Origin of the sequence: Pedobacter nutrimenti, assembly GCF_003208655.1 — a bacterium.
In the GTDB taxonomy this organism is placed as follows: domain Bacteria; phylum Bacteroidota; class Bacteroidia; order Sphingobacteriales; family Sphingobacteriaceae; genus Pedobacter; species Pedobacter nutrimenti.
This window is the reverse complement of the sequence record NZ_QKLU01000002.1, coordinates 696,614-713,578: the sequence shown is the minus strand read 5'-3', so window position 1 is coordinate 713,578 and position 16,965 is coordinate 696,614. Positions and strand designations below refer to the sequence as shown.

Sequence of the window (16,965 nt, the reverse complement as noted above, 5' to 3'; positions counted from 1 at the left end):
TTATATTTTTGCGTATTCTTCTTGTTTAACACTATCGAATTTCTCTAAGGACTCGACATACTCCCTAACTTGTTCCTTATCTAAATGGCCATCTTTAATCTGTTCCAATTTAGCCTGCTCACTGGCGCTCTTCAATAACAATTTAACCTCAGCAATTGCAATAGATGGAAGAACACGTAAAAACAACAGGAACAAGGTAAAGAATACTCCGATTGATCCTACGAACACACCGACGTCTACCCAGGTTGGATAAAACATTGCCCAGCTCGAAGGAATATAATCACGGTGTAAAGAAGTTACAATGATTACAAAACGCTCAAACCACATACCGATGTTTACCACAATAGAAAGAATCCAGGTTGCAGGAATGCTGGTACGGATTTTCTTGAACCACAACAACTGTGGAGAGATTACGTTACAAGTCATCATCATCCAGTATGCCCACCAGTAAGGACCGGTAGAACGGTTGATGAAAGCGTATTGTTCATATTCAGAACCTGAATACCAGGCGATGAAAAACTCCGTTAAATAAGCCACACCTACAATCGATCCGGTTAGAATGATGATTTTGTTCATCGATTCAATATGGAACATGGTGATGTAGTTTTCAAGGCCCAGTACCTTACGGGCAACCAGTAATAAAGTTAATACCATTGCAAAGCCTGAGAAAATCGCCCCGGCCACAAAATATGGAGGGAAGATCGTCGTATGCCATCCTGGAATAACGGATGTTGCAAAGTCCATGGATACAATCGTGTGTACAGAAAGTACCAGAGGTGTTGAAATACCTGCAAGGATCAGAGATACGGCCTCAAAACGCTGCCAGGTTTTTACATTTCCGGTCCAGCCAAAAGACAACACCGTATATATTTTCCTTTTTAAACCTACTGCACGGTCACGGATGGTTGCAATATCAGGCAATAAACCTGTATACCAGAATAAAAGGGATACAGAAAAGTAAGTGGAGATTGCAAACATATCCCAAACCAGCGGAGAGTTAAAGTTTACCCATAATGATCCGAACTGATTTGGTAATGGAAGTACCCAGTAAGCTAGCCACGGTCTACCCATGTGTGACACAACATAGGTCGCAGCACAGATTACCGCAAAAATGGTCATCGCCTCAGCTGAACGGTTAATGGAGTTTCTCCAGTTCTGACGGAAAAGCAACAGTACCGCTGAAATCAGCGTTCCTGCGTGACCAATACCAACCCACCATACGAAACCGGTGATGTCCCAGGCCCAGCCCACTGTTTTGTTTAATCCCCATGCACCGATACCATTCCAAAAGGTATAGCTCACCGCTACCACCCAAAGTGTAGCACCCATTAATGCAACGATGAAGCCTATCCACCATGCCCTGTTGGGCTTATTCTCTACCGGGGTTAAAATATCGTCCGTAATTTTTGCATACGTGATATTTTGTCCGGTGATTAATGGTTCTCTTAATATTGATTCGTTATGTCCTGACATAATATATTTTCTTTAATATCAGCTTACGCCTGTACTGTATCTGTATTTCTAATTTTTGTCATATATCCAACGCCTGGTTGTACGTTAAGTTCTTCCAGAACGTAGTAAGTACGTTCACTGCGCAATGCTTTGGATACTTCCGATTCCGGATCGTTACCATCACCAAAGATGATTGCATTTGCAGAACATGCTTCCTGACATGCCATTTTAATATCTCCGTCTTTTAAAGGACGTTTCTCCATTTTCGCAGTCAGCTTACCAGCCTGTATACGCTGGATACACATCGAGCATTTCTCCATAACCCCTCTTGAACGGGTGGTTACGTCAGGGTTTAACACCAACTGAGTAAACTCATTGTTCAGGTAGTTGTCAAAACGGGAATCATTCCAGTAATTGAACCAGTTGAAACGACGTACTTTGTACGGACAGTTGTTCGCGCAATAACGTGTTCCAACACAACGGTTATAAGCCATATGGTTTAAACCATCTGAAGAGTGTACAGTAGCCAGTACAGGACATACCGTTTCACAAGGCGCATGATCACAGTGCTGACAAAGCATTGGCTGGTGAACGACAGAAACCCTGTCCATATTCTCCATGTGTGCAATCTCTTTCTCTTCTGTTACGTTTTTCTTGCCTTCTTCTTCAAAGCTGTAGTAACGGTCAATACGGATCCAGTGCATTTCTCTTCTTCTGCGTACCTCGTCACGTCCTACAACAGGAATGTTGTTTTCCACGTTACAGGCAACGATACAAGAACCACAACCTGTACAAGCGTTCAGGTCAATTGCCATTACCCAGTTGTTTCCTGGTTTTTCGTATTTATCCCATAAATCGTAAGATTTATGTTTTGCACCGTGGTTACCTGAACCAGCAGCCGGATCTTTTACATATTCTTTAAAGGTTGCTTCTCTGATGATGTTTCTTCCTTCAAATGAATAGTGTGTTTGTGTTTGTGCAAGTTCATAGGTAGAACCTGTTTTAGACAAGGTTACTGTAGTGGCATACTGCAAGGTACCATTTGCAAAAGTTACAAACGGGAATGCATTTTTACCTACGTTATCTCCTGCTTTACCCACTTTGCTACGCCCGTAACCCAATGCAATAGAAGCTGTACCCACGGCTTGTCCCGGCTGAATTAATACAGGAAGCTCTATCGTGTAACCATTAGCGCCTTTAACAGACACTACATCAAATTCTTTAAAGCCTAAAGTCTGTGCAAACTTAGGTGCCAGGGCAATATAATTGTCCCAGGTTACTTTAGACACAGGATCAGGTAATTCCTGCAGGAAGGCGTTATTGGCATGTTTACCATCACGCATCGGGATACTTTCGTAAACCTGCAGCTCGATGTCTTTTGCAAGCGCCTTGCTGTTGTTTTGTATAGATTGTGCAACTGCAGCAAGCGACTGGCTAAAGCTGTATGATCCGGCTGTTTTCGCATTCGCTGCAAAAACACCTGTCTGAAGCAATTCATTCCAGGTTTTGCCCAAAGCAGGAAGAATATTTTTCTCCCAGTTGTTGCGCACATACTGATAGTAATCCTGAACAGGTGCATTAGACCAGACCAATAAGCTCTGCTCCGCCTGACGGGAATTAAATACCGGGTTAATCGTTGGCTGCACGACCGAGTAATAACCTTCGTATGCATTGGCATCGCCCCATGCTTCCAGGTAATTGTGATTGATGGCAATCACGTTACACAAACTGGAAGTTTCATCCTTACGGTCAGAGAAAGATACCTTCAGGCCAACTTTATTTAATGCATCTGTAAATGCTTTGGCATTGGTTGCATCATAAGCAGGGTTACTGTCCAGGAAGAATACAGCGGCAACTTCGCCCCTGTTCATTTCATTGATCAGCTCTGCAAATTCGGCATCGTTACCAGAATAACGTTTGCAAGGATTGTCAAGGTCAATAGTCGTACCGTAACTTCCAATTGCAGCGTTGATCGCATTGACCAGAATTTGTGTAGAAACATCATTTGAACCACAAACCACCAGGGATTTGCCTTTGTTCATTAACAATTCCTTTGCAACCAGCTTTATCGCTTTATCTGCGCTGGTATTGTTTGGCAACGCGCCTCCAGGCAAAGCAGAACCGGTAATTGCATTATATAAGGTAATCAGTGCAGGTCCTTGTTCTGATAATTTAATCGGTAAACGCGTATCTGCATTTGTTCCGGTCAAACTCATACCAGATTCAAACTGGAAGTGACGTGACATTTTACCTTTTGCAAGGGTTTTATAATTTCTATTGGAAATGTACTGAGATGTAAATTCTTCACCGCTGATCCAGGTACCCAGGAAATCAGCACCAAAACTTACAATCAGGTCTGCTTTGTCGAAATTGTATTTTGGAAGAACCGCTTTACCAAAGCTGTTTTCATTGGCTTTGATGATTCCTGTATAAGACACCGCATCATACTGGATGTGTTTGGTGTTCGGATAAGCAGTTGTAAAGTCGGCCACAACATTTTTTGTTGAAGGACTGTTTACAGAAGAAGATACGATACGGATCTTTTTACCGGAAGCCTGAACTTTATTTAACTCTCCTTTTACAAAAGCGTCAATTTCTGCCCAGGTCGCTTTTTCATTTTCTTTTAAAACCGGAGCTTTAAGTTTGGAAACATCATACAGGTCCAGTACTGAAGCCTGTGCCTGTGCGTCTGTTCCGCAGTTAAACTCGCCCGCATTCGGGTTTGGTTCAATTTTAATAGGTCTTCCTTCTCTGGTTTTAACTAAAACACTCTGTCCGTTAAAAGAAGACACGTAATAATTAGGGATACCCGGAACAACTTCTTCCGGCTTAATCAAATAAGGAATTGATTTATGAACAGGTGTTGGCTGACAAGCCGCCAGGGTTACTGCACCTAATCCAAAACCAAGCGCCTTTAAAAAGTCGCGGCGCGGGGTTACGGTACTTAATCCCGCTTCATTTAAAACATCTTCTATTGGAAGCGGCTCCGCAAATTCGTTTTTGTTGTTTTCAACAAAATCCGGGGTGTTTTTATACTCCTCTAAGCCTTTCCAGTATTTTTTATTGCTTTCCATTTAAGCTTTATTACTGTTTATCGAACGTTCTTTCTTTACTAAACTCTAACTCTCTTAATAGTGACACTTACCGCACTCTAAACCTCCAAGGGCCGCAGGCGTAATTTTTTCGCCTTTTTTGATTTTCTCATGGGCCTCAATGATTTTGGTGTAGAAAGCATTGTCTTTGCCATTGATTTCAGCGGCTTTATGACAATTGATACACCATTTCATGGTTAAAGGAGAATACTGATAAATTTCTTCCATTGTATTTACCGGACCATGGCAAGCAAAACAAACTGGTTCATTTGGTTTCAGTCCTTTTTCTTTACGGATGGCTTTCTCTGCAACCACGACGTGCTGAGAGTGATTGAAATATGCAAAATCCGGAAGGTTATGTACACGAACCCATTCAACAGGTTTTTCCTTAGACTTGTCATAAGTCATTTTATCGGCATCATATCCTAAAGCATTATAGATCTTCTGGATTTCAGGAGAGATGTTTCCATCATGACTGTCCCTTGCCTGAACCTGCTTGTGACAGTTCATACAAACGTTAAGAGAGGGTATAGATGCATTTTTAGATTTAAACGCACCAGAGTGACAGTACTGACAATCAATCTGATTGGTTCCCGCATGCAGCTCGTGAGAGAATTTAATTGGCTGAACCGGCTGATAGCCTGTATGAACACCTGTCTCCCACATGCCCATCCATCCGAAGGAACCTAAGGTAATGACCAGACACAGGATGAAAAAGAATACGAATTTTTTATTTTTAAACAAACCACCAATACCTGCAACAAGAGAAACTTTCTCTTCTTCCACGATTTCGACACCTTGTTTCTGAAGGATCAGACGCTCCAGCATTTTAATGGCACGACCCAACACCACCAATACAACGATGGAAATCAGGATTACCGCAACCACACCTGCAAGAGAGAAGCCTGAAACTTCTTCCTGAACAGCTGCACCAGCTTTTTCTCCTTCTTTTTTAGGTTCACCTACTTTAACATAAGCCAGGATGCTTTTAATTTGCTCCGGGGTTAAAGAAGGGAATGCAGTCATCTCTGCATTAGGATTAAATTTTGAAGCCTCTACAGCTTCTTTGTCTCCGGATGCAATAAATGCAGGAGCATTGTTAATCCACTTTAACAGGAATGCCTCACTTTTGGTTGGCACTATCTTCTGTAAAGCAGGACCGGTCATATCACGGTCCAGCGAGTGACAAGAAGTACATTTTTCTTTGAAAATCTTCCTTCCTTCAGCTGCATCCTGTGCTTGTGTACCAGAAACGATTAAAACAGATAGAGCCGTAAACATGAATGCCGACTTCCAAACTCTTCTAATGATCAATGAGATATTCCTCATAATGAGTATTTTATACAATTTTTTAAAAAACTTACAGTTGTAATCAATGTTTAAACTTCGTCTAACCATTAAAAACGTGAACAAAAGTAAAGTTTATTAAGTTATCAATGACAAATAAATGACAGGAAATACAATTTATAATCATTCTAAATTATTGCCTGAGACGCCCTAAACGAAGAAAATCAGCAACTTTTTAAGATTTGCTGATTTTCCCGAACCCAAATTCTTGAAGCAAGATTTGGAATATAAATTTACATTTTTAATATCCACGCAAAAATTAAAGGAGCCACAATGGTTGCATCAGATTCCACAATAAATTTCGGTGTATGGATGTCCAGTTTACCCCAGGTAATTTTTTCATTTGGAACTGCTCCTGAATAAGATCCGTAAGAGGTAGTCGAATCAGAAATCTGGCAGAAATAGCTCCAGAAAGGAATATTTTCCATTTCCATGTCCTGATAAAGCATCGGAACCACGCAAATTGGAAAGTCACCGGCAATACCTCCGCCAATCTGAAAAAAGCCAATTCCTTTGCCAGAACTGTTGGCAATATACCAGTCCGCAAGCCAGCCCATATACTCAATACCACTTTTCATCGTCGTGGCTTTAAGTTCGCCTTTCATGACGTAAGATGCAAAGATATTACCCATAGTAGAATCCTCCCATCCCGGTACAACGATTGGCAGATTTTTTTCTGCTGCAGCAAGCATCCAGGAGTTTTTAGGATCAATTTCATAATACTGCTCCAGGTCACCGCTCAACAGCATTTTATACATAAACTCATGAGGGAAATAACGTTCGCCGCTCTGGTCTGCATCTTTCCAGATTTTATGAATGTGTTTTTGCAGTCTGCGGAAAGCTTCTTCCTCCGGGATACAAGTATCTGTAACACGGTTATAATGATTTTCCAGCAAGTCCCATTCATCCTGAGGGCTCAGGTCACGGTAGTTGGGAACCCTTTTATAGTGTGAATGCGCAACAAGGTTCATGATGTCCTCTTCAAGATTCGCACCAGTACATGAAATGATAGAAACTTTATCCTGACGGATCATCTCGGCCAGTGAAATACCCAATTCTGCTGTACTCATTGCACCAGCCAGGGTAATCATCATTTTACCGCCCTCATCTAAATGGGTTTCATATCCTTTGGCAGCATCCATCATGGCTGCAGCATTGAAGTGGAGATAATTGCTCTCCATAAATTTCGATATTGGTCCTCTTGTGCTCATTTTGTTTTTTAAATAAAGCGCAAAAATAGACAAATATTATTAAAACATCCTAAATTAAGGACTCAGACCTTAGCTTCCCCGCCCTCAAATTTATAACCAACCCCATACATCGACCGGATATAATCTGCACTGCCGGCCTCCATCAGTTTTTTTCTTAAATTTTTTATATGGGTGTAAATAAAATCAAAATGATCGGCGAGGTCAATATCATCTCCCCATAAATGCTCTGCAATTGCATTTTTTGTCACAACCTTTCCCCTGTTGGCAATAAAGTAAATCAGCAGGTCATATTCTTTCCTGGTTAAATTTAAAGCCTGCTCCCCAACACTGGTTTTCATAGAAGAGGTATCAATTTTAATTTCGTTAAAAATGATCCAGTTGTTCCCGTCAAAATGCTTTCTTCTTACAATGGCGGTCACCCTTGCCTTCAGCTCACTTAAATGAAATGGTTTGACCAGATAATCATCCGCCCCCAGATTCAGCCCCTGTAGTTTATCATCCAGGTCATGCCTTGCCGAAATGATCAGTACGCCATCGGTTTTATTTGTTTTTTTTAGCTCTTTTAAAACATTCATCCCCTCTCCGTCGGGCAGGTTAAGGTCCAGTAAAATGCAGTCATAGCGATACATATGGATTTTCTCCATAGCGGTACTGTAGCTTGCTGCAGCTTCACAAATATTACCTTCTTCAATAAAGTAACTGATAATACTTTCTCTCAGGCCGGGTTCATCTTCAATAAGTAATAGCTTCATAAGCTTAATAAACTGATCGTTACCAGTGCAGACCGCCGTTTTTAAACAGGTCATAAGCCGTCTGGTAATTCGCGATGGCCTCTTTTACCACGGGTCCTGAAAATTTAGCCGGAACCTGTTCGTTTTTGTCGCGGTTGTATAAAAAGGTTTCTGTTTTCTGCTGAGGGCCCAGGATTACCAGGCTGTCTTTTTTCATATAAGCCAGTTTTTGATAAGTGCCCAAAACAATTCTCGGCACATAACCCGCATCCAGAACATCCTTACCATATAAATTGCTTTCGTAATCCCAGCCCATCAGTTTAAACAAAGTCGGGTACAGGTCAATCTGGGAGCAGGTTTCTTCGATGGTTTTTGCAGGAACATTTTTCAGGTTCAGGATCATGCAGGGGATGTGGTATTTACTAATGTCTATTTCATTTTTACCGGCGCTGCTTGCACAATGATCGGCCACAATAATAATGACGGTATTGCTGAACCATGGTTTTTGCCTGATCTTTTTAAGGAATTCACCTATTGCATAATCCGTATAACGGACCGCACCATCCCGGCCGCTCCCGGAGGGAATATTAATTTTACCTGCAGGATAAGTAAAAGGACGATGATTAGAAGTCGTCATGACAAAACTGTAAAAAGGCTTTCCGGCTTTATAGTCCAGGTCTGAGCCCCGGATCACCGCATCATAAAGATCTTCATCACTAATACCCCAGGCATTTTCAAAATGCACCTGTTCATCTGTAATGATGGTCCTTTTTGTTTTATAAGTTTCCCCCACCATGACTTTTTTGCCCCGGTCTACAATATCAAACCCATTACTTCCAAAATACTGGTTCATATTGTCAAAGTAACCGTCTCCGCCGTAAAAAAAAGTTCTGCTGTAACCAGCCTGCTCAAAAATGTGCCCAACAGTGGTGAGCTCTCCATTATTAGGGCGTCTTACAATACTGCTTCCCGGTGTAGGAGGAACACATAAAGACAAAGCCTCCATTCCCCTTACGGTCCGGGTCCCGGTGGCAAACATATTGGTAAAAAGCACATTTGTCGCAGCCAGAGAGTCCAGTACCGGGGTTAATTTTGATGTACTGCCAAAACGGCCCAGGAATTCCGCACTAAGGCTTTCCACGGTAATCATGATCACATTCGGTTTTTCGGCCTGTCCACCGTTTAAAATTTTACGCCTGATGGAATTTCCTTCAGAGAGGTAAGTACTCCCCTGTTCTTTCAAGTCCTTTCTGACAATCGCGTAGGCTTCCTTTTTTCCGATCAGCGAATAAAAATCATTATAATTCAGCTCATTGTTTTTAAAGGCTGCAAAAAAAGAATATACCCCCGCTTTGGAAAGTTCATTTTCATAACGGTTTGAAGAGCCCTCTGCCAGACTGTTGTTCACCAGCATACCATATCCAAAGGCCAGCAAAATTATAGAACCTGAAATGATCAGCCTTTTTACAAATGGGGTACGGGATTCAAAACTTTTACTAAAAACCTTTTTCCTGTAAAAAATATACATAATGAAAGCCGTCAGGAGCAGGATCCCTCCAATTAAAATGGGTAAAGGATAAGACTCATTAATGTTATTGATCACTTCATAAGTGTAAATCAAATAGTCAACCGCAATAAAATTAAACCTGCTTTCAAATTCCTGCCAGAAGGTAATTTCTGCAAAAAAAGAAAACATAAAAATTAAAATGACCAGAAAAACCCAGACATACGTGGCCACTCTGTTAAAAACAGAGTTATTCCATTTTTGAGGAAGCAGCAACAGGTATAAGGCATAGGTGGATACAATAAAAAAAGATACCCCAAGGTCAAAAAACAAACCCATCCCATATATTTTCAGAATACTTAGAAAAGAGAGTTCTGTTTTAGCAAAAGAGGAAAGGAGCAGTTGAGAACGGACCAGTAAAGAGCTGATCAAAAAAACCACTATAAAGGAGAACAGTACAGTGTACCTGCTCTTAAAAAAAATGGACTGCATATCGGGGTCAAATAAAGACAAAACTACTACATTAATCTGAAGTAATTCTGTAGGCTGCGCTTTTTAACTTCAATATACCAGAATATCCTTACTTTTGGAACACAATACCTTGTAAAAACAAATTTGCCTTAATGAAGAATATATTCCTGCTTGTCTTGCTTTTATCTCTTGCCGCAACCTCTTTTGGACAAAAAAAACTCATCAAAAAACTGCTCTCCAACAAAATTGACACTACACGCAAAGCCAGCTTTATGCCCATCCCCGTATTGGGCTACAGCCAGGAAAAAGGATTCGAATTTGGAGTGGGTGCTTTATATTCTACGTTTATGGACAAAAAGGATACACTCAACAGAAGCTCCAACTTCTCCCTGCTCAGTTCTTTTTCGACCAAAAAACAATACAATGTTAAGCTCAGCAGCAACATCTACACCAGCAAAAACAAATTTCACCTGATCGAAGAGTTGCAGTTCAAACGCATTCCTTTTAACTTTTACGGATTGGGCAACAATACCCTGCAAACCAATGAAAACAAAGTACTTGAAAACCAATTCCGTATTTTGCTTGATGCAGAAAAAAGCCTGATTCCTTTTACCTACACCGGTGTATCCCTGGGTTTTGAACACTATAAATTTACAGACCGGGGCAGCAATGGAATATTCGCAACAGATCCGGCCATTAAAGGAAAAGATGGTGGTTCTGTATTGTACATCGGGGTTTCTCAAAGCTATGACACCAGAAACTCCAATAATTATCCAACCAAAGGCTTTTTTGGCCGGGCCAGCTATCAATATGCGCCCAATTTATTCTCTGGCTCCGATTTCAGTGTGAGCCAGATCAAAGTGACCATTAGCAATTTCTGGCCCCTGGCCAGGCACCTGGTTCTTGGTGTAAACGGCTTTTACCATACAGTACAAGGCAGCAATACCCCTTTCTATCTTCTTCCTCAGCTTGGAAATGATGAAATGATGAGGGGTTATTACAGAGGGCGCTTCCGTGACCAGAACCTGATTACCGGACAGGCGGAGCTTCGTTACCGTTTTATGAACCGTTTTGGAGTGGTGGCATTTGCAGGGACCGGCCGCGTTTTCGAAAACGGGGACTTTTCTTTGCAGGGTTTCAAACCAAGTTTTGGCGCTGGAGGCAGATACTTTTTTGACCCCGCAAAAGGATTGAGTATCCGCCTGGATTACGCCGTTGGCGAAAAGTTGCCCCATGAAAAAAGACAAAGCGGCTTTTACATCAGTCTGGCAGAAGCTTTTTAAGGCTCCAGTTTTTTCTGGGCACCCTTGTGGAAACCATCCGAAAACTTTAGTTCGGCTGAAGGGTAGAATTTTTCTGTTGTTTCTCCTGACTTACGTACAAGCGCATTTTTTGCCCAGCCGGTTTTTGTCTTGGCATTAATCACAATCTCACTTGCGCTTACCAGCACATCACCTGATTGAGCAGAAGCCTGCTCGTATAAATAGATCGTGTTTTTATCCTGGCTGTATTTAGTAGAATCATGCGCGGAATACCTTATCCCTTTGTCCTGAAAATCAGGAAGGGTTAATACTTCTTTCTGGATCAATTTTCCAGTTGCTGCTCTACGCTCATGTAGTTTTTCATAAAACCGATCAAAAAGATTCCTGTTCATCATACCGTAAGACTTAATATCTTTTGAGATCGCCACCCAGTCCTTAATGAAATAAGATTTGTCCCCCGTCTTCAGCTCATGAACAAAACGCAGCCTGATCTGGTCTCCTTTTACCAGGCTCACCCTGCTTTCTTTTAGCACCTGATCCGCTCGGAGTTCCAGTTTGAACGTATAGCCATTGGCTTCTATAGCTAACTCCTTATCACCGCCCACTTTTTGATTTACTGCTGTAATCACCCCATCGGTGAACCGAACTTTATTTGCCTCGTATAAAAATGGCGCGGGCAAAGTTTTTTTCTTCAGAAAAACAGTCTCCCCGTTTCTGGTAATCTTTCCCGGGGACAACACCACGTAATCGCTTTTATTGCTGACCCCCGCTACATCTACCTCAACTAAAATAGCATCGCCCTTGCGAAGCCTGTTTTCGGTTAGCCCCGCAACATCCAAAAGATAGGTTCGTTTACCAGATTCGAATAAAAATCCTCTTTTCTGAAAAAGTGTTGATTCCTCTTTTACAACACCCCTAAGCGCTTTACCGGAAATCTGCCTGGACAGGACAAGGTTTTCCTTATAAAGCCTGCCTGACCTCCATTTTAAAATCTTTGCTGCTTCCCTTTTTTCTCCAGGCTGTTGTTGAATCTTTTGCTTGTACCTGATACTGTCCTGAAATGCCTTAACGGATGCTTCTGAAAGCTTTTCAAGCCCAACTACTTTATCCATATATTTCAACGAGAAACTTGACATCAGCAGGGCCATCAAAGGCAATACTGCTACATAAATAAATTTTTTCATGTGATTTGAAGGTTTAGTGAATAACATTTTAATTCTGTCTTTTACGGGGCTTTTGACCAGGTAATGAAGCAAATGTGTCGTGTTCTTATCTATGGCCATTTTAAGCAGTAAATTTGCATAAGAGTGCCCTCCGGTCCTGATAGAGGTTTCCCGGTCGGCCTCATACTCATGCACCTGTTCCAGTGCTTTATCATATAAATAAATCAAAGGATTAAACCATAAGAAGATCTTACAGGCTGTCATTAAAATTTTATCCAAAGAATGCCAGCTTAAAGCATGTATTTTTTCATGCTGCAGCAAGATTTCAATTTCCATTCCGCTAAGGCTTTCCCGGTCTACAAATACATAATTAAAGAAAGAGCAGTTCGTATAGCCCTCTTTTTTATAAATGACTTTTAAACGGCCAACCTTTCTGTATTCCTTTGCCGCCTTTAAAACAGCAAACACGTTGGCTAAAAGTTTCAGTGCCAGGACAACGCAGCTCAGCCAATAGGTTACCAGAATCATTTTTGACCAGTTGTATCCATGACCCGCAGTAGAAGGAAGCGGATTTAAATGTTCAGCGGACCCATCCCCCGAAGGATCATATTCCCCCACAAGCGCAACAACACTTTGATCCCCAGGCAAACTCAAGGGCTGCACTTGCCGTTCCATCTCAATGGAGAGCAGCGGAATCAGAAAGCTCATCAGCAAAGCCAAGAGCAGATAGCATCTGTTTTCCCTGAAAAAGGTCAGTTTTTGCAGGAAGAAATGATAAAATCCATAAAACAAAGCCAGACATGCGCTGACTTTAAGTATATAAAACAGCCATTCCATTATGGAGTATTTTTATCGATAAGTGCTTTCAGCTCTTCAATATCCGCCTGACTAAGGGTTTGTTCCTTAACCATAAAAGACAAAAGGGAAACCGATGAATTGTTAAAATAACCGGAAAATAACTTCGAAAAAGTAGTTTTAGCATATTCCTCCTTAGAGATCGCAGGAAAATACTCATGGGTTTTACCATAGGCCTTGTAAGAAAGGTAACCCTTTTTCTCTAAAAGCCTGACAATAGAAGATATGGTATTGTAAGGCGGTTTGGGAACCTCCTCTATTTCTTCAATAATATCTTTGACAAATGCATGCCCGAGTTTCCAGACAACCTGCATAATACGTTCTTCCGCCTTGGTTAATTCTTCCATAACCTAAAGCTATAACTTAAATTTCAGTTTTACAACTAAAATTTAAGTTTTAAAACTGAAAAATCAGTTATTAAACATAACGAACTGACTATCAGGTAAATTAATTCTAAAATTTAATTTTAAAATGCTCCTTCGCCTGGCCCTTTCTAAAATACACCAGTCCGATCCAGAACAAATCTACGGTAACGGTCACCTGCGGATGGCTTTTAATTTCTTCCCAGGCTTCTTTCATGCCCTTACTCCAGTAAATGTCATCAAAGATCAGCAGGGAACCCTCATGAACCTTTGGAAGACACCAATTGAAATAATTCAATGTTGCATCCTTACGGTGGTTTCCGTCAATATAAACAAAGTCTAGCTTTTTATATTCAGCAAGAATGTCTGGCAACAGTTCATCAAAATTACCCACCTTTAATTCCACATTGCCCAGGGCCAATTCTTTAAAGTTTTCCGCAGCCACAGCGGCCGTTTGAGGGCAGCCCTCCACGGTAACAACTTTTGCTGAAGGAGATGATTTAGACAGGTAAGCACTGGTCAGGCCCAGACAGGTGCCCAGTTCTATCATTTGCTCAGGTTGTCTTTCCTGTGCCAGGCGGTAAATGAGCTGTGCGAGCCTTGGACTTTTTAAGGCATTTTTTGCAATTTCACGAACCTTTTTTTTCCTGTTTTTATTCAGATGAGAGCCTGCCCCAAGGTCCGTGACCTCGATCAACCTATCGTCATTCAAAAGTTTTTTTCTTTGCCCTTCAATACTTTTGTAATCACTTTTTGAGTTAAAGTCGTAAATTACCTCGTCAGTTAGTTTATAGACAAATGGGGAATGTGTGCCATGTCTGCTTTTAGCGGTGATACGATGCTTTATAAAATCAATAAAAAAGTTAAAAACCATAAAGCAAAAATAGACAAACAGGCCATTGTAATTGCATCGAATGGAAAATAGTACAGAAATAAGTGCACTGATCAAACTTCTGGATGATCCGGATAAGGAAGTTTATGAACATGTAGAGCAGCGCCTGCTGGAATACGGGAATGCTGTGATCAATTTTCTGGAAAGCACCTGGGAAAAATCTCTTGACACCCTGGTCCAGGAAAGAATAGAGAACCTGGTGCACCGCATACAATTCAATAATGTAAAAGAAGACCTTAACCTTTGGTACCAAAGCGGTGCTTTTGACCTGCTGCAAGGCGCTTTGGTGGTCAACAGGTACCAATATCCCGACCTGGATGAACAAAAAGTAATCAACCAGATAGAAGACATCAAAAGAGAAATCTGGATGGGGCTTCAGTACGAAATGAGCTCTATAGAAAAGATAAAATTCATCAATCATATTTTCTATAGCATTCACGGTTTTTCAGGCAACACTAAAAATCACCATGACCCCCAGAATTCCTACATCAACCAGGTGATGGAAAGCAAAAAAGGGAACCAGATTTCACTGGCCATTATTTATGCAACCATTGCGCAAAAACTGGACATTCCGGTGTATGGTGTAAACCTTCCCCAGCACTTTATTCTGGGCTATATTGATGAAAGCAAAAGAGAAGAACATGAATTTGGGGTGCTGTTTTACATCAATGCCTTTAATAAGGGCGCCATTTTTGGAAAGCATGACGTAGACCAGTTTTTACGCCAGCTCAACCTGGAACCACAGCCCGGCTTTTATGCCCCATGCAGCAATATTGAAATCATCAGAAGGGTGATCCGGAATTTAATATCCGCTTATGAAAACCTGGGCTCAGCGGAAAAAGTAGAAGAACTCAAAGAGTTGCAGGAAATTTTAAACAACAGCCCTGTTTAATGACTGTGGCTGGTTGAATGGCATTCAACCAGCCACAGTTCCATCAAAATTCCATTAAATAAGCTTTTAGAAAATCATTGAGTTCTCCATCCAGAACGGCCTGGGGATTGGAGGACTGGAAATTTGTCCGGTGGTCTTTTACCCTCCGGTCGTCCAGCACATAACTCCTGATTTGAGAGCCCCATTCTATTTTCTTTTTACTGCCCTCTATTAAGGCGGTAGCTTCCATACGTTTACGCATTTCTGCCTCATACAGCTGCGAGCGGAGCAAACGCATTGCATTTTCTTTATTTTGCAACTGCGATCGCGACTCCTGGTTTTTGATCACAATGCCCGAAGGTTTATGGTACAAACGCACAGCGGTTTCCACCTTGTTCACATTCTGCCCACCGGCGCCGCCAGAACGGAATGTTTCAAACTCGATATCCGAATCTTTGATTTCAATTTCTATCGTATCGTCTACCAAAGGGTACACGTATACCGAAGCAAAAGAAGTATGCCTGCGGGCATTGGAATCAAAAGGAGAAATTCTAACCAGACGATGAACGCCATTTTCCCCTTTCAGATAACCGTAAGCAAATTCCCCGGCAAACTGCAAGGTCACCGATTTTACTCCGGCCACCTCCCCTTCCTGATAATCCTGTTCGGTTACTTTATAGCCATTCTTTTCGCCCCACATGATGTACATGCGCATGAGCATACCCGCCCAGTCACAACTCTCTGTACCACCTGCACCGGCAGTAATCTGCATGACTGCCGGAAGCAGGTCTTCTTTGCTGCTCAGCATATTTTTGAGCTCCAGATCCTCTATTGCTTTTAAACACAGCTCATACTGATCCTGCATTTCCTGTTCAGTCGCATCGCCACTTTGCAGAAAATCGAACATAACCAATGTATCTTCCAGCAGGGCGTTTGCCTTTTGCCAGCCATCGGTCCAGACCTTTTTTGAATTAATTTCGGCGATGTGTTTTTCTGCCTTTTTGGGATCGTCCCAAAAATTTGGCTGCAGGGTAAGCTCCTGCTCTATACGGATATCTTCTAGTCGGTCATCAACGTCAAAGATACCTCCTCAGCGACGTTACCCTGTCCCTTAAATCCTGAATTTGTTCTTTAGTCATAAGGGCAAATATAAAAAAAGCCATGTAACTTACTGTCACATGGCTTTTTTTATATTCATCGTATTATCTAGCTGAACAGTCCTTTTAATTTATCAATCACCCCACCACCTTGCTGGCCTTCCTCCCCGGCTTTATTTCCGCTAAACAAGTCTGTCAGGTCAGAGAGCTGAAATTTCCCGTCCGGACCCGAAATTTTACTAAAAATGTCTTTAATGTCAAAAGAGCTGTCGTTGGGATCATTGGTTTTATTGACAAACTTACCGACTATGCCCGGAATAATGGAAGCCGCAATTCCCTTTGCTGAATCCAGGTTAATGCCCATACCCGCAAGCTTATCCGTGAAACTGGCCGAAGCTTGTTGCACCACTGCACTGTTTTCGACATTACCTCCTTTAAAGGCATCCACAAGGTTTCCAATATTACCCGAAGACAATTGTTCTTTCAGGGTATCAAAAATGGATCCGGAAGCGGCCTGAATGGCTGCTTCATTGTGCTCATTAGGAACATCACTGTTGTTGACAATGGCATCCTGTGCACTTTCCTTAACCAGTTGATTTAAATTTTCTAACATCTTCTTAGTTTTTTTAGGTGACTGAATTTATACTTATAAATA

13 protein-coding genes are annotated in these 16,965 nt (G+C 41.6%); 2 read left to right on the top strand and 11 right to left on the bottom strand.

From position 1 onward, the window contains the following. From nrfD to B0O44_RS07790, 6 genes are all read right to left on the bottom strand, one after another. Positions 1–1,473, bottom strand: a complete 1,473-nt coding sequence (gene nrfD, locus B0O44_RS07815) for an NrfD/PsrC family molybdoenzyme membrane anchor subunit (RefSeq protein WP_110828946.1) — start codon at positions 1,471–1,473, stop codon at positions 1–3. Between the two features lie 23 nt (positions 1,474–1,496). After that, on the bottom strand, positions 1,497–4,526 hold the full coding sequence (locus B0O44_RS07810; RefSeq protein ID WP_110828944.1) for a TAT-variant-translocated molybdopterin oxidoreductase: 3,030 nt from the start codon (positions 4,524–4,526) through the stop codon (positions 1,497–1,499). Positions 4,527–4,580: 54 nt separating this feature from the next. Further along, on the bottom strand, positions 4,581–5,873 hold the full coding sequence (locus B0O44_RS07805; protein WP_110828941.1) for a c-type cytochrome: 1,293 nt from the start codon (positions 5,871–5,873) through the stop codon (positions 4,581–4,583). A 251-nt stretch (positions 5,874–6,124) separates the two neighbouring features. Beyond that, on the bottom strand, positions 6,125–7,102 hold the full coding sequence (locus B0O44_RS07800; RefSeq protein WP_110829214.1) for a deoxyhypusine synthase family protein: 978 nt from the start codon (positions 7,100–7,102) through the stop codon (positions 6,125–6,127). 62 nt (positions 7,103–7,164) lie between these two features. Beyond that, entirely contained in the window at positions 7,165–7,854 is a 690-nt protein-coding gene (locus tag B0O44_RS07795; RefSeq protein ID WP_110828939.1) for a response regulator transcription factor, read from the bottom strand. Positions 7,855–7,873: 19 nt separating this feature from the next. Beyond that, positions 7,874–9,829, bottom strand: a complete 1,956-nt coding sequence (locus B0O44_RS07790; protein ID WP_110828936.1) for an LTA synthase family protein — start codon at positions 9,827–9,829, stop codon at positions 7,874–7,876. Between the two features lie 131 nt (positions 9,830–9,960). On the opposite strand from B0O44_RS07790, the gene B0O44_RS07785 reads away from it, so the two are divergent. Beyond that, positions 9,961–11,091 (top strand): BamA/TamA family outer membrane protein, encoded by a 1,131-nt coding sequence (locus tag B0O44_RS07785; RefSeq protein ID WP_110828933.1) that lies wholly within the window; start codon positions 9,961–9,963, stop codon positions 11,089–11,091. On the opposite strand, the gene B0O44_RS07780 is transcribed toward B0O44_RS07785, so the two are convergent. The 3 genes from B0O44_RS07780 to B0O44_RS07770 form a co-directional block, all read right to left on the bottom strand. Next, a complete protein-coding gene (locus B0O44_RS07780) occupies positions 11,088–13,070 on the bottom strand; it encodes a M56 family metallopeptidase (RefSeq protein WP_110828923.1) in 1,983 nt (660 codons plus the stop codon). The genes B0O44_RS07785 and B0O44_RS07780 overlap by 4 nt on opposite strands. Then, positions 13,070–13,435 (bottom strand): BlaI/MecI/CopY family transcriptional regulator, encoded by a 366-nt coding sequence (locus B0O44_RS07775; protein ID WP_110828920.1) that lies wholly within the window; start codon positions 13,433–13,435, stop codon positions 13,070–13,072. Before B0O44_RS07775 ends, B0O44_RS07780 begins: the two co-directional genes overlap by 1 nt. A gap of 106 nt (positions 13,436–13,541) precedes the next feature. After that, positions 13,542–14,324 (bottom strand): O-methyltransferase, encoded by a 783-nt coding sequence (locus B0O44_RS07770; RefSeq protein ID WP_110828917.1) that lies wholly within the window; start codon positions 14,322–14,324, stop codon positions 13,542–13,544. A 40-nt stretch (positions 14,325–14,364) separates the two neighbouring features. Here B0O44_RS07770 and B0O44_RS07765 point away from each other — a divergent pair, with 40 nt between their 5' ends. Further along, on the top strand, positions 14,365–15,234 hold the full coding sequence (locus tag B0O44_RS07765; RefSeq protein WP_110828914.1) for a transglutaminase-like domain-containing protein: 870 nt from the start codon (positions 14,365–14,367) through the stop codon (positions 15,232–15,234). A 43-nt stretch (positions 15,235–15,277) separates the two neighbouring features. On the opposite strand, the gene prfB is transcribed toward B0O44_RS07765, so the two are convergent. Next, positions 15,278–16,352, bottom strand: a protein-coding gene (gene prfB, locus B0O44_RS07760) for a peptide chain release factor 2 (RefSeq protein WP_110828911.1) whose coding sequence is annotated in 2 segments (ribosomal slippage) — positions 15,278–16,291 and positions 16,293–16,352 — 1,074 coding nt in all. Because the reading frame shifts where the segments join, the coding sequence is not laid out codon by codon here. Positions 16,353–16,419: 67 nt separating this feature from the next. Beyond that, positions 16,420–16,923, bottom strand: a complete 504-nt coding sequence (locus B0O44_RS07755; protein WP_110828908.1) for a hypothetical protein — start codon at positions 16,921–16,923, stop codon at positions 16,420–16,422. Between the last annotated feature and the right edge of the window lie 42 nt (positions 16,924–16,965).

Excerpts from the sequence above, each read along its gene's own strand:
- B0O44_RS07785 (WP_110828933.1), top strand. The coding sequence starts at position 9,961 with ATGAAGAATATATTCCTGCTTGTCTTGCTTTTATCTCTTGCCGCAACC.
- B0O44_RS07805 (WP_110828941.1), bottom strand. The coding sequence starts at position 5,873 with ATGAGGAATATCTCATTGATCATTAGAAGAGTTTGGAAGTCGGCATTC.
- B0O44_RS07795 (WP_110828939.1), bottom strand. The coding sequence starts at position 7,854 with ATGAAGCTATTACTTATTGAAGATGAACCCGGCCTGAGAGAAAGTATT.
- B0O44_RS07800 (WP_110829214.1), bottom strand. The coding sequence starts at position 7,102 with ATGAGCACAAGAGGACCAATATCGAAATTTATGGAGAGCAATTATCTC.
- B0O44_RS07780 (WP_110828923.1), bottom strand. The coding sequence starts at position 13,070 with ATGGAATGGCTGTTTTATATACTTAAAGTCAGCGCATGTCTGGCTTTG.
- B0O44_RS07765 (WP_110828914.1), top strand. The coding sequence starts at position 14,365 with ATGGAAAATAGTACAGAAATAAGTGCACTGATCAAACTTCTGGATGAT.
- B0O44_RS07770 (WP_110828917.1), bottom strand. The coding sequence starts at position 14,324 with ATGGTTTTTAACTTTTTTATTGATTTTATAAAGCATCGTATCACCGCT.
- B0O44_RS07755 (WP_110828908.1), bottom strand. The coding sequence starts at position 16,923 with ATGTTAGAAAATTTAAATCAACTGGTTAAGGAAAGTGCACAGGATGCC.
- nrfD (WP_110828946.1), bottom strand. The coding sequence starts at position 1,473 with ATGTCAGGACATAACGAATCAATATTAAGAGAACCATTAATCACCGGA.
- B0O44_RS07810 (WP_110828944.1), bottom strand. The coding sequence starts at position 4,526 with ATGGAAAGCAATAAAAAATACTGGAAAGGCTTAGAGGAGTATAAAAAC.
- B0O44_RS07790 (WP_110828936.1), bottom strand. The coding sequence starts at position 9,829 with ATGCAGTCCATTTTTTTTAAGAGCAGGTACACTGTACTGTTCTCCTTT.
- B0O44_RS07775 (WP_110828920.1), bottom strand. The coding sequence starts at position 13,435 with ATGGAAGAATTAACCAAGGCGGAAGAACGTATTATGCAGGTTGTCTGG.